At 67.3% G+C, this 12302-nt stretch carries 11 protein-coding genes; 6 read left to right on the top strand and 5 right to left on the bottom strand.

Annotated features, from left to right (window positions below):
- Positions 1 to 10: 10 nt before the first annotated feature.
- The 5 genes from phoU to ACIQ1T_RS13460 all read right to left on the bottom strand — a co-directional run bounded on the left by phoU (position 11) and on the right by ACIQ1T_RS13460 (position 5956).
- The gene (gene phoU / locus ACIQ1T_RS13480; RefSeq protein ID WP_395945077.1) at positions 11 to 742 is read right to left on the bottom strand and encodes a phosphate signaling complex protein PhoU; all 732 of its coding nucleotides are present in this window, start codon (positions 740 to 742) and stop codon (positions 11 to 13) included.
- A complete protein-coding gene (gene pstB / locus ACIQ1T_RS13475; RefSeq protein ID WP_395945076.1) occupies positions 742 to 1671 on the bottom strand; it encodes a phosphate ABC transporter ATP-binding protein PstB in 930 nt (309 codons plus the stop codon). Before pstB ends, phoU begins: the two co-directional genes overlap by 1 nt.
- A gap of 4 nt (positions 1672 to 1675) precedes the next feature.
- Positions 1676 to 2980, bottom strand: a complete 1305-nt coding sequence (gene pstA, locus ACIQ1T_RS13470; RefSeq protein ID WP_395945075.1) for a phosphate ABC transporter permease PstA — start codon at positions 2978 to 2980, stop codon at positions 1676 to 1678.
- The gene (gene pstC / locus ACIQ1T_RS13465) at positions 2973 to 4403 is read right to left on the bottom strand and encodes a phosphate ABC transporter permease subunit PstC (protein ID WP_395945074.1); all 1431 of its coding nucleotides are present in this window, start codon (positions 4401 to 4403) and stop codon (positions 2973 to 2975) included. The genes pstA and pstC overlap by 8 nt, the downstream gene beginning before the upstream one ends.
- 140 nt (positions 4404 to 4543) lie before the next feature.
- Entirely contained in the window at positions 4544 to 5956 is a 1413-nt protein-coding gene (locus ACIQ1T_RS13460; RefSeq protein WP_395945073.1) for a sensor histidine kinase, read from the bottom strand.
- Positions 5957 to 6105: 149 nt separating this feature from the next.
- On the opposite strand from ACIQ1T_RS13460, the gene ACIQ1T_RS13455 reads away from it, so the two are divergent.
- The 6 genes from ACIQ1T_RS13455 (at position 6106) to ACIQ1T_RS13430 (ending at position 12239) form a co-directional block, all read left to right on the top strand.
- Positions 6106 to 8391: an ATP-binding protein gene (locus tag ACIQ1T_RS13455; protein ID WP_395945072.1), complete on the top strand. Its 2286-nt coding sequence runs from the start codon at positions 6106 to 6108 to the stop codon at positions 8389 to 8391.
- A gap of 133 nt (positions 8392 to 8524) precedes the next feature.
- Positions 8525 to 9160, top strand: coding sequence for a 50S ribosomal protein L25/general stress protein Ctc (locus ACIQ1T_RS13450; protein ID WP_395945071.1), 636 nt, complete (start codon positions 8525 to 8527; stop codon positions 9158 to 9160).
- An 87-nt stretch (positions 9161 to 9247) separates the two neighbouring features.
- A complete protein-coding gene (pth, locus tag ACIQ1T_RS13445; protein ID WP_395945070.1) occupies positions 9248 to 9856 on the top strand; it encodes an aminoacyl-tRNA hydrolase in 609 nt (202 codons plus the stop codon).
- Positions 9857 to 9905: 49 nt separating this feature from the next.
- Positions 9906 to 10292 (top strand): hypothetical protein, encoded by a 387-nt coding sequence (locus tag ACIQ1T_RS13440; RefSeq protein ID WP_395945069.1) that lies wholly within the window; start codon positions 9906 to 9908, stop codon positions 10290 to 10292.
- A gap of 67 nt (positions 10293 to 10359) precedes the next feature.
- A complete protein-coding gene (locus ACIQ1T_RS13435; RefSeq protein WP_395945068.1) occupies positions 10360 to 11727 on the top strand; it encodes a PepSY-associated TM helix domain-containing protein in 1368 nt (455 codons plus the stop codon).
- A gap of 14 nt (positions 11728 to 11741) precedes the next feature.
- On the top strand, positions 11742 to 12239 hold the full coding sequence (locus ACIQ1T_RS13430) for a copper chaperone PCu(A)C (protein WP_395945067.1): 498 nt from the start codon (positions 11742 to 11744) through the stop codon (positions 12237 to 12239).
- Positions 12240 to 12302: the final 63 nt, after the last annotated feature.

Here is a 12302-nt window from a genome sequence, read left to right as displayed (position 1 = left end):
CGGTCTCGGCTCAGTGCGTGTTGGTCGGGAGGTTGGGCGTCGACGCATCGTCTTCCGCCCCCGGCTGCGCGCGCGGGCGTTCGCCCAGCATGTCGTCGCCGGTGATCTCGTAGTGGACGGTCTCGGCGATATTGGTCGCGTGGTCGCCGATCCGCTCCAGGTTCTTGGCCATGAACAGCAGATGGGTGCAGGCGCCGATCGTGCGCGGGTCGCCCATCATGTAGGTCAGCAGTTCACGGAACAGGGCGTTGTAGTGTTCGTCGACCTCGTCGTCCGTCTGCCAGACGGCGACGGCGCGATCGAGTTCGGAAGCGGTGTAGGCGTCCAGCACGTCGCGCAGGCGGGTCGAGACCAGTCGGCCCATTCGTTCGATCGACCGGGTCAGCGGCTGCATCGGTTCGCCCTCGGCCAGGATCAGCGCCCGCTTGGCGATGTTCTTGGCCAGGTCGCCGGTGCGTTCCAGGTCCGAGGCCATCTTCATGGCGCCCAGGGTGCGACGCAGGTCGCTGGCGACCGGCTGGCGCAAGGCGATCAGACGGATGGCCTTCTTCTCGATGTCGCGATGCAGGGCGTCCAGTTTCAGGTCGCGATCCACGACGGCGCGCGCCAGGGCGATATCGCGCCGGGCGACGGAATCGATGGCGTCCGCGACCTGGGCCTCGGCCAGGCCGCCCATGCGGGCGACCTCGGCCGTGATCTGGTTCAGCTCGTCGCCGTAAGCCTTGACCGTATGCTGGTTCATCAGCCGAAGCGTCCCGTGATGTAGTCGAGGGTGCGCCGCTCGCGGGGATTCTGGAAGATGTCTTCCGTATCGCCGGTCTCGACCAGACGGCCCATGTGGAAGAAGGCGGTCCGTTGCGACACCCGGGCGGCCTGGGCCATCGAGTGGGTGACGATGACGATGCAGAACCGCTCGCGCAGTTCGTCGATCAGTTCCTCGATCCGCGCCGTGGCGATGGGGTCCAGGGCCGAGCAGGGCTCGTCCATCAGGATCACTTCGGGGTTCACGGCGATGGCGCGGGCGATGACCAGACGCTGTTGCTGGCCGCCCGACAGGCCCATGGCCGACGACTGCAGGCGGTCGGCGACCTCGTCCCACAGGCCGGCGCGCTTCAGGGCGCTTTCGACCACGCCGTCCATCTCGGACTTGGCGCTGACCAGGCCGTGGATCTTGGGCCCGTAGGCGACGTTCTCGTAGATCGACTTCGGGAAGGGGTTCGGGCGCTGGAACACCATGCCGACGCGCGCGCGCAGCAGCACCGGGTCGATGGACCGATCGTTGATGTCCTCGTCGTCCATGGCGATCCGGCCGGTGACCTTGCAGCCCGAGATCGTGTCGTTCATGCGGTTCATGGTCCGCAGGAAGGTCGACTTGCCGCAACCCGACGGGCCGATCAGGGCCGTGACGGTCTTGTCCGGGATGTCCAGCGAAACGTCGTACAGGGCCTGTTTGCCGTCATAGAAGACCGAGACGTCGCGGGCCGCGATCTTGATCGGGCCGACCGGCGGGCTGGCCACGACGGCCGGCCCGTTCACCGGGGTGGAGTCCAGGGCGGCGTCCGGCGTCGCCCCGGCGCGCAGGGTCGAGGCCGCGGGCGCGGCCTTGTCGGCCTCGGGCGACCGACCAGCGCCGGTCTGATCTTCGGCAGAGCGGAAAATACGGAATTTCATTCTCTTACCACCGGCGCTCGAAGCGCCGCCTCAGGATGATGGCCGCCGCGTTCATGATGATCATGAAGACCAGCAGGACGATGATCGCCGCGGCGGTGCGTTCGTGGAAGGCCCGTTCCGAGGCGTTCTCCCAGATGTAGATCAGCGACGGCATGGCCCCGACGGGCTGGTCGATCGCGTGCGGCACGCCCGGCACGAAACTGACCATGCCGATCAGCAGCAGGGGCGCGGTCTCGCCCAGGGCGTGGGCCATGGAGATGATGGCGCCGGTCATGACGCCCGGCATGGCCAGGGGCAGGACGTGGCTGAACACCGTCTGGGTCTTGGAGGCGCCCATGGCCAGAGCCGCCTCGCGGATCGACGGCGGCACGGCCTTCAGCGAAGAGCGCGTGGCGATGACCAGGGTCGGCAAGGCCATCAGGGCCAGAACCAGACCGCCGACGATCGGACTGGCGCGCGGCAGATGCATCCAGTTGATGAACAGGGCCAGGCCCAGCAGGCCGTAGACGATCGACGGCACGGCCGCGAGGTTGTTGATATTGACCTCGATGATGTCGGTCAGCTTGTTCTTGGGTGCGAACTCTTCCAGCCAGATGGCGGCGCCGACGCCCAGGGGAATGGCGATCAGGGCCGTGACCATCAGCATCAGGGCCGAACCGACCACGGCGCCCAGCACGCCCGCCAGCTCCGGCTGGGTCGAGTCGCCGTTGGTGAACAGGGCAGTGTTGAAGTGCGAACCGACGACGCCCTCGGCCTGCATCCGCTCCAGCCAGGCGATCTGCTGGTCGCTGATGCGGCGCTGGTCCTGCGGGGTCGCCTTGGAAATTTCGCCCTTGAGATACAGGTCGGCGTCATCCGACAGCGGCACGGCCAGGGGCACGGTCTCGCCGATGACGTCCGAGCGTTTGGCGACCAGATCGGCGGCGACGAACTTCAGCTCCGACGAGAACAGGCGCTTCATCTCGTTGGCCTTGGAGCCGGCTGCGTCGTCCTGGACGCCCCAGCGCGTCAACTGTTGCTCGGCCGCCAGCTGCTCGAAGTTGGACCCCTGCGGATAGGCGCGGTCGACCCGGGCCGGATCCATATAGATCGGCACCGTGACGGTGTGGGTGTAGAAGGCGGTGTGGCCCTGCTCGACGATGCGGATCAGCAGGATGGCCAGGAAGACCATGGCCGCGCCGATGGCCAGGCGGCCGTACCACTTGAAGCGGGTTTCACGGGCATGGCGGCGCTTCAGGCCGGAACGCAGACGTTCCAGGCGTCCCTTGGCCGCCGCGCCTTCGATCTGATCGGGGGTCGCGTCAGTCATATTGTTCCCGATAGGTCTGGACGATCCGGTGGGCGACGACGTTCAGCATCAGCGTCACCAGGAACAGGGTCAGGCCCAGGCCGAAGGCCGACAGGGTCTTGGCGCTGTTGAACTCCTGGTCGCCGGTCAGCAGGGTCACGATCTGCACCGTGACGGTGGTCACCGTATCCAGCGGATTGAAGGTCAGGTTGGCGGCCAGGCCGGCGGCCATGGTCACGATCATGGTCTCGCCGATGGCGCGCGACACGGCCAGCAGCAGGGCGCCGGCAATGCCCGGCAGGGCGGCGGGCAACAGGACCCGCTTCACCGTCTCGGACTTGGTGGCGCCCATGGCGAAGGAGCCGTCGCGCAGCGACTGGGGCACGGCGTTCAGGATGTCGTCCGACAGGGAGGAGACGAACGGGATCAGCATGATGCCCATGACGGCGCCCGCAGTCAGAGCCATCTGGTTCTGAACCAGGGCCAGATACTGGCCCATGCCGTCCAGCGGTCCGCCGATCAGAAACAGCCCGATCTCATTGAAGAAGACCCGCAGGATCGGTCCGACTGTCAGGGCGGCGAAGAAGCCATAGACCACGGTCGGGACGCCGGCGAGAATCTCGAGCAGCGGCTTGATCACCGCGCGGGTGCCGCGGCCGGCGTATTCCGACAGATAGATGGCCGACAACAGGCCGATCGGCGCGGCCACGCACATGGCGATCAACATGATCAGCAGGGTGCCGGCGAACAGGGGCACGGCCCCGAAGGCGCCTGTCGATCCGACCTGGTCGGCGCGGATGGCGATCTGCGGGCTCCACTGGGTTCCCAGCAGGAACTCGAAGATCGGCACCTTCTGGAAGAAGCGGAAGGAGTCGAAGGCCAGTGAGGCGATGATGCCCGCCGTGGTCAGGACGGCGATGGCCGAGCAGACGAACAGGGCGCCATAGACCCAGCCCTCGACGCGGTTGCGGGCGCGGGTCTGGGGCTTGATCTGGGTAAGGGCGAACAGACCGCCCAGGATGGCGGCCAGGATGGCGGCGATCCCGCCGCCCCATTGCAGGGTGCGCTCGATCCCCACCATGCGGCGGGCCTCGACCGGCAGCTGCTCGGCCAGAGGGCGTTCCCAGATCTGCAGGGCGGGTTCGCCGCGACCGACACGATGAGCGTCGGCGAAGAAGGCGTCCCGACGGAAGGGTTCAAGCGCGGCGACGGCGTCGGGCGTGCCGACGGCCGTCAGCTGGCGCTCCAGCGGCGTGGCGAAGACGCCCATCAGGATCAGCACCAGCAGGGCCGGCGCGGCGACCCAGATCAAAGCATAGGCCCCGTGCTGACCGGGACGCGAATGCGGCTTGGCGCCGACCGCGCGGCGACGCGCCAGCTCCCGCCCGCCCAGATAGGCGGCGGCGCTGAGCGCGATGAGGATCAGCAGATAAATCCAGATCATTCCGGGTCCGAAGCGGGGCAGGCGCGAATCGAAAGACGCCCGGGAATCCGGGCTCGACGCGGCGCGACCAATGCCTGTGAATGGTCAGCGGAATAAGACGAGTTGATGACAGTTCGGTAACAGCGCCGGTCCGGCGTGATTCAGGCGGCCGTCCGGATGTCGCGGCGCTCGATCACCATCGGGAACCAGGCCGTGAAAGCGGCCCCCAGTCCGGGCGCGCTCTCCACCACCAGTCCGCCCTGATGGCGATTGATGATGTGTTTGACGATGGCCAGGCCCAGGCCCGTTCCCTGCCGTTCACCGCTCTTTTGGCCCTCGACGCGGTAGAAGCGTTCTGTCAGGCGCGGCAAATGTTCGCGGGCCATGCCCGGTCCGTGATCGCGAACTGTGACAGCGGCGTAAAGGACGCCGACGGCCCGATCCGGCGTGACCAGGGGCAGGCGCGTCGCCCCCGGCATTCGCGACGCCCAGGCCTCGTCGAACGACAGGTCCGAGCGGACCGAAATCTCGACCGTGCCGCCCTTGGGGGAATATTTGACGGCGTTGTCGAGCAGGTTCTGGACGACCTGCAGTATCTCGTCCCGGTCACCGCTGATCGAGGCCCTCGCCTCCCCCTGATCGACCACGACTGCGACCTGCTTGTCCTGGGTCAGGACGCTGACGGCGTCGACGACGTCGGACGCGGCCCGATCCAGGTCGACACGACCGGACGGCGGAATATGCTCGTTCAGCTCGATCCGGCTCAGCGACAGCAGGTCCGCAACCAGTCGCCCCATCCGGTCGGCCTGGGCCGACATGATGTCCAGAAAGCGGTCGCGCGCCACGACGTCGTCGCGGGCGTGCCCCTTCAGCGTCTCGATGAAGCCGCTGAGCGAGGCCAGCGGAGTGCGCAATTCGTGACTGGCGTTGGCCAGGAAGTCGACCCGCATCATCTCGGTGCGACGCGCATCCGTCTCATCACGCAGGATCACCAGGGCCAGGGAATCCTGCACCCGCGCCTCGTCGCCGCTGAGCGGTCGGGTCCAGGCCCGCCAGCGTCGATCACGCTGGCCGCCCGTGGCGTAGTCGGTCGTGCGCGAGACGCCGCCGAACAGGGCCTCGTCCACCGCCTCGAGCACGCCCGGCTCGCGGATGACCTGGACCAGCAGGGCGCCCTGACGCTGGATCCGAAGCAGGTCGCGCGCGGCGCTGTTCGCCATGACGATTCGTCGCCCCGCGATATCGTCGGGCTCGCCGCCGCTGACGATCAGGACGGGGTCGTCCAGAGTCTCGAACACCCGGTCCAGCAGTTCCGCCGTCATCGGATCCGCCTTCCGCTCGACCTGGGCGCCTGTCGGGATCGGCAAGGGCGCGGCGGAAGGCGACTGTACGTTCAGCAGCCAGGCCGAGGCGGCGACCAACACCGCGCCGCCGACCAGCCAGTTGGCGATCTCGGGATGGATGAAGGCCAGACCGATCAGCACAACCAGCGCGATTGCTATACTGATGCCGACCGTCCAGAGGCGGGAGGTCGAGATCGGCGCCACCGGCGAAGGCGAGGATTCATAAGGCATTGCGGCGCGGGACCCGTATGAGCGGCCGAAGGAATCCGATCCTTGCACGGATTCTGTGACGGCGCGCCGACAGACGACGTTGTTTTTTCCAAGCGTGGCCGCACGGTTTGTTTAGGAGTTTCGGCCAGGGTTGCATCGAGGGGGGCCCGGTGGACCGGATACTTTATTGCATCGCGCGTGACCACGACTGGCGGGTGACCCTGCTGGCCGCCGCCGTTTGCCTCATCGGTCTGGGCTCGACTTTCCGCTTCATGGAACGCGCCCGCATCACCGAGGGCGCCCGACGCCGGCATCTCGCAATCTCGGCGGGTCTTACCGGTTCGCTGTCGATCTGGGCGACCCATTTCATCGCCATGCAGGGCTATGTCGCCGGTGTTCCGGTGACCTATGACGTCGTCCTGACCCTGACCTCTCTGGTCGTGGCGATCGTCATGATCGGCACGGCCATCGCCACCGCCCTTAGACGCGAGGAGCGGCTGTGGCGCACCCTGGGGGCGCTGATCGCCATCGCGGGCGTGGCGGCCATGCATTATCTCGGCATGGCGGCGCTGCAGGCGCCGGCCCATATCGCCTGGCAGCCGGACCTGGTCGTGGTCTCGATCCTCGGCGGCATGATGATCGCCGGATTGAGCGCCTTTTTCTACCGGCGCGGCGGTCTGCGCAGCCTCGTCACCGCCACTGGCGGCGCGTCCCTGGCCATCGTCTTCCTGCATTTCACCGGCATGGCCGCCATCACCGTCATGCCCGATCCCGCGATCGAACTGCAGAGGGGGCTCACCCCGCAGGCCATGCGCGCGCTGATGGTCGTCATCGCCCTGACCATCGCCGGCGTCGCAGGCACGCTGATCTTCATGGCCTATATGGCGCGTTCCGGCGCCCTGGCCCGTATTCGTGAGGCGGTCGAAGCCATGCCCGACGGCCTGGGCTTCTATGACGCCGACGACCGACTGGTGCTGTGGAACGCCCGTTACGCCGAGGTGAACCCGGAACTGGCGCCCTTCCTCAAGGTCGGCATGACCTTCCGTGACATCCTGCAGATCGGCATCAACGAGGGACGTTACGACGAGGCCATCGGCCACGAGGAGGATTGGATCGCCGAACGCATCCGCGTGCGGCGCCAGGGCGTCTCGACCATAGAACAGCAGGTGGCCGGCGACCGCTGGCTGCAGATTCAGGATCGCCGCACTGCAGAAGGCGGCACGGTCACTGTCTGCAACGACATCACCGACCTGAAACGCGACGCCCAGGCCCTCGAAGAGGCGCGCGACGCGGCCGAGTCGGCCAACGTCGCCAAGAGCCAGTTCCTGGCCAATATGAGCCACGAGATCCGCACGCCGCTGAACGGCGTGATCGGCCTGTCACAGGCCTTGTCCAAGACGGAGCTGACGCCCGACCAGCGCGAGATGCTGGATCTGATGCAGGCCTCGGGGCGGACGCTGCAGACCCTGCTCAGCGACATTCTGGACCTGGCTCGGGTCGAGTCGGGCAAGCTGGAACTGACCGAGGACGCCTTCGAACTGGCCGGAGCCGTGCGCGAGGCGGCGCAGCTCTATGCCGAGAACGCCCGCGACAAGCATCTGGGTTTCCACGTCGATATCGATGTGGAGGACGGCCTGTGGATTCGCGGCGATGTGGTGCGGCTGAAGCAGATCCTGACCAATCTGATCTCCAACTCCGTCAAGTTCACCACCCAGGGATTCGTCGGGCTGACGGTCCAGCGCGGACCGGACAAGCAGGGCGCCCCGACCCTGCGGTTCACGGTCGAGGACACCGGCATCGGCTTCGACGCCGCCACCCGCGAGCGTCTGTTCACGCGATTCGAACAGGCCGACGGCGGCATCACCCGCAAGTTCGGCGGCTCGGGCCTGGGCCTGTCCATCTGCCGTCAACTGGCCGAGATGATGGGCGGAGATCTGGACTGCGAGAGCGAACCCGGCGGCGGCTCGGCCTTCATCCTGACCATTCCGATGGTCGTCTGCGACGCTCCGGTCCACGCGGAGCCGGTCGCCACGCCCGCCGTCAACGGCCGACAACGCACGATACGGGTGCTGGTCGCCGACGACCATCCGACCAACCGCCGCGTCATTGAACTGATCCTGGCCCAGGCCTCAGCCGAGATTTCCATCGCCGAGAACGGCGCAGAGGCGGTCGAGGCCTTCCGTGGCCGGGATTTCGACCTGGTGCTGATGGACATGCAGATGCCGGTCATGGACGGCCTGACCGCGACTCACGAGATTCGCCTGCACGAGGCGGCCATGGGCGGCTCACGCACCCCCATCGTCATGTTGACGGCCAACGCCATGCCGGAACATATCGCCGCCGGTCGCGCGGCCGGAGCCGACCACCATCTGGCCAAGCCCTTCAACGCTGCGGAACTGCTGGCGATCGTCGCCGATCCGGCCATCCTGCTGAAAGACGCGGCTGAAGCGGCCTGATCCTCCGCCTCGGCGGTTGCACATCCGTCATGATGCGTGTAATAGCCCGCGCTCTTGAATTCGAGGGTTCATGACCCCCGCCGCGCGGGCCCAGGGTTGGCGCGGTGTTTCCGTTGTTGTTGAGGCGAGCCAGATGGCCGAGATCATTCTGAACGTGGACGTCCGCGATGGCGTCGGCACCGGCAGCGCCCGCGCTGCGCGTCGCGCTGGTTTCGTGCCGGGCGTGCTGTACGGCGGCGAGCAAGCCCCCGTCGCCATTTCGGTGAACGAGAAGGACTTCCGCAAGTCGCTCTACACCGGCAAGCTGCTGGGCCACCTGGTGACCCTGAAGTACGGCGAAGAGACCCAGCCGGTCATCGCCAAGGACGTGCAGTTCGACCCGGTGTCGGACCGTCCCCTGCACTTCGACCTGATGCGCGTCGACGAGAAGGCTCCGGTCAAGATCGAGGTTCCGGTTCACTTCAAGAACGCCGACGAAGCGCCGTTCGCCCGTCAGGGCGGTTCGCTGGAAGTCGTCCGTCACGCCGTCGAGATCTCGGTCCGCGCCGACCAGATCCCGGAAGAACTGGTCGTCGACCTGGCCAAGTCGCAGATGGGCGACACCATCCGCATCTCGGACATCAAGCTGCCCAAGGGCGCTTCGGCCACCATCACCGACCGTGACTTCGTGATCGCCACGATCAAGGTTTCGTCCGCCGCTCAATCGGCCGCCGCCGACGAAGCCGCCGACGCTGCTGCTGCGGCCCCGGCCGAGAAGACCGAAGACTAAGCCTTCGTCGCTTCGACAAAGATCAGCCCCGCCCGGTTCGCCGCGGCGGGGCTTTTCTTTGCCCGACGCACACGGCATGAGGACGCCATGATCATCATCGCGGGGCTCGGCAATCCGGGCGGCAAATACGAAAAGAACCGGCACAACATCGGCTTCATGGCCGCAGACGAGATATCGCGTCGCTGGCGGTTCGGCCCCGAGCGGGCCAAGTTCCAGTCGATCATCGCCGAGGGCGAGGTCGACGGGACCAAGGTCCTGCTGATGAAGCCCCAGACCTATATGAACGAGAGCGGTCGGGCCGTCGGCGAGGCGGCTCGCTTCTACAAGATCAAGCCGGCCGAGATCATCGTCTTCCACGACGAGATCGACCTGGCCCCAGGCCGGTTCCGCATGAAGACCGGCGGCGGGGCGGCCGGCCAGAACGGCGTCCGCTCGCTGATCAGCCATCTGGGCGCCGACTTCCGCCGCGCGCGCATGGGCATCGGCCATCCGGGCGAGAAGGAACTGGTCATGCCCCACGTGCTGGGCGACTTCCACAAGGCGGAACAGCCCTGGCTGAACGCCTTGCTGCAGGCCTGCGCCGACGCCCTGCCCTTCGCCGTCGCCGGCGACGACGAGCGCTATCAGGGCGAGGTCATGCGCCTGGCTCCCGCGCCCAAGTTCAGCCCCCGCCAGGCGGCGCGCGGCGAACTGTAGGACAAGGCGCCGCCTTTCCGACCGGGCCGAAACGCCGTAGAGGCGAGGCGTGATCCGTTCCCAGGCCGACAACTGGTCGACTTCGAAATCCCTCGCCTTTCTGGCGGCGGTGTTCGCGCTCGTGCTCGGATCCCTGCTGCCCTTCGGCGCCCTGGCGGCGGCGCAGCCGGGCCAGCCCCTGGTCATCTGTTCGGCCGAGGGGCCTCAGACCATCCAGTCGGGCGGCATGGACGGCCCGGTCAACAAACACGTCGGCGCCAAGTGCGCCGCCTGCGTCATGCCCCTGGCCGCCGCCCTGCCCGCCCCGTCGGCGCCCGAACCGGCCTCGGTGGTCCGCACCTTCGAAGCGGTCGTCTATACGCCGGCCAGCATCAGCCCGCCGCCTCCGGCCCGCGCTCCGCCGCGTCCGCCGTCCACCGCTCCGCCCCACGCCTGAATCCAGACCGCATCCCGCGATCGGCCTTGGCCGACAGCGCCTGTCCTTCTGTTTTCAGGATCTTCCCATGCCTTCCAAGACCATGGCGACGCCACGCGCGCCGTCGCAGACGACCGACCCTCCCAAACCTCTCTCCGACGCCTATCGCGCCGTCTGGCGCTGGCATTTCTACGCCGGCCTTCTGGTCATGCCCTTTCTGATGCTGCTGGCTCTGACCGGCGGCCTCTATCTGTTCAAGGACGAGATCGACCAAGCCGTCTATCGACCGATGATCCAGGTCGATTCTTCGGAGGCGGAGACCCCGCCCGAAGCCTGGGTCGCGGCGGCGCAAAAGATCGGCGGCGGCCGGGCGGCCAGTATCCTGATGCCCGAACACGCGTCCCAGGCGGTGCGTATCCGTGTCGACCGCGACGACGGCGATCAGAGGACCGTCTTCGTCGATCCCCACACCGCCCGTGTCACCGGCGTCACCGCCTATGGCGGGGTGATGGAGACGATCAAACGGCTGCATTCCCTCAGTCTGTTCGGAACGGCGATGAATCTGATCGTCGAAGTGGTCGCGGGCTGGACCATCATTCTGGTGGCCACGGGTGTCTTCCTGTGGTGGCCCAGAAAACGGCCGGTAGGGGTCGTCTCGATCCGCGCAACCGAACCCGCTCGCCGCCCGTTCTGGCGCGATCTGCACGCGGTGACCGGCCTCTATGCCGGAGGCGTGATCCTGTTCTTGGCCGTCACGGGAATGCCCTGGTCGGCGGTCTGGGGGGAACAGGTCATGGGCGCGCTCAAGACCACTGGTCTGGGCCGCCCCCCCGCGCCCGTGGCCGGCGCCTGGCAGCGGGCGGAGCATCAGGACCATCCCACCGGCGCAGGCTGGACCATGGAGGGGATGGTCATGCCGGCCCCGCCTTCGGACGCGACGCGACTGAGTCGTGTGATTGCCTCCGTCGAAAGTCGGGATCTGCCACGTCCCTACGCCGTCTCCATCCCCCGCGACGACGCCCTGGCCTATACGGTCACGGCGCAGGTGCGACGGGTCGAGGACAGCCGGTCGCTCTATGTCGATGGCACATCCGGCGCCGTGCTGGCGGATATCGGCTATCGCCAGTTCGGCGCCGGGGCCAAGGCCGTGGAATGGGGCATCTATGTCCACCAGGGCACGCAGTTCGGTTGGACCAACCGCATCCTCATGCTGAGCGGCTGCATCGCCGTCTGGCTGCTGGCGATCAGCGGCTTCGTCATGTGGTGGAAACGCCGCCCGAAAGGACGCCTGGCCGCCCCCGTCGTTCCACCCGGTCCCCGCGTTCGCGCGGCGATCCTCGGCATCGTGCTTCCCCTCGCCATCCTCTATCCTCTGACGGGTGTCAGTCTGATTGTCGTCCTGCTGCTCGACAGAGCCGTTCGGGCGATGCGCCGACCGCCCGCCGCCGCCTTCTGAAGGAAATCCCGACCATGAAATCCATTTCGATCCTGAGCGGCCTGTTCGTCTCGACCCTGGCCCTCGCCGGATGCGGCGAGCCCGCAGCCCCGCCGTCGACCGCCGACACGACTCCAACCGCCGCGGCCGTGACCGTCGCCGACGCCTGGTGTCGCCCCTCGCCCAACGGCGCCAAGGCCGGCGGCTGCTACGTCACCCTGACGGCGGCGACCGACGATCGTCTGACGGGAGGTTCGACCCCACGCGCCGGCGATCTCCAGATCCACGAGATGAAGACCGAGAACGGCATGATGAAGATGGGCCAGCTGGCCGAGGGCCTGCCCCTGGCCGCAGGCGAGACGACAGCCCTGGCGCCGGGCGGAAACCATCTGATGCTGATCGGTCTGACCGCCCCCCTGATCGCCGGCGAGACCGTGCCCATCACGCTTCAATTCGCCTCGGCGCCGGCCGTCACGGTCGAGGCGCAGGTGCGTCAGCCGCCCATGGCGGGCATGGATCACGGCGCGCATTGACGTCGTTTGAAGCGCGAGCCTGACAAACGGATCGGAACCCGCTAAAGGCTCGCGCCTCAAGAG

The organism is Brevundimonas sp. (assembly GCF_044336875.1).
Lineage (GTDB): Bacteria > Pseudomonadota > Alphaproteobacteria > Caulobacterales > Caulobacteraceae > Brevundimonas.
The sequence above is the reverse complement of the archived record's forward strand: the minus strand, read 5'-3'. Positions and strand labels throughout refer to the sequence as shown.

Excerpts from the sequence above, each read along its gene's own strand:
- pstA (WP_395945075.1), bottom strand. The coding sequence starts at position 2,980 with ATGACTGACGCGACCCCCGATCAGATCGAAGGCGCGGCGGCCAAGGGA.
- phoU (WP_395945077.1), bottom strand. The coding sequence starts at position 742 with ATGAACCAGCATACGGTCAAGGCTTACGGCGACGAGCTGAACCAGATC.
- pstB (WP_395945076.1), bottom strand. The coding sequence starts at position 1,671 with ATGAAATTCCGTATTTTCCGCTCTGCCGAAGATCAGACCGGCGCTGGT.
- ACIQ1T_RS13430 (WP_395945067.1), top strand. The coding sequence starts at position 11,742 with ATGAAATCCATTTCGATCCTGAGCGGCCTGTTCGTCTCGACCCTGGCC.
- ACIQ1T_RS13460 (WP_395945073.1), bottom strand. The coding sequence starts at position 5,956 with ATGCCTTATGAATCCTCGCCTTCGCCGGTGGCGCCGATCTCGACCTCC.
- ACIQ1T_RS13450 (WP_395945071.1), top strand. The coding sequence starts at position 8,525 with ATGGCCGAGATCATTCTGAACGTGGACGTCCGCGATGGCGTCGGCACC.
- pstC (WP_395945074.1), bottom strand. The coding sequence starts at position 4,403 with ATGATCTGGATTTATCTGCTGATCCTCATCGCGCTCAGCGCCGCCGCC.
- pth (WP_395945070.1), top strand. The coding sequence starts at position 9,248 with ATGATCATCATCGCGGGGCTCGGCAATCCGGGCGGCAAATACGAAAAG.
- ACIQ1T_RS13435 (WP_395945068.1), top strand. The coding sequence starts at position 10,360 with ATGCCTTCCAAGACCATGGCGACGCCACGCGCGCCGTCGCAGACGACC.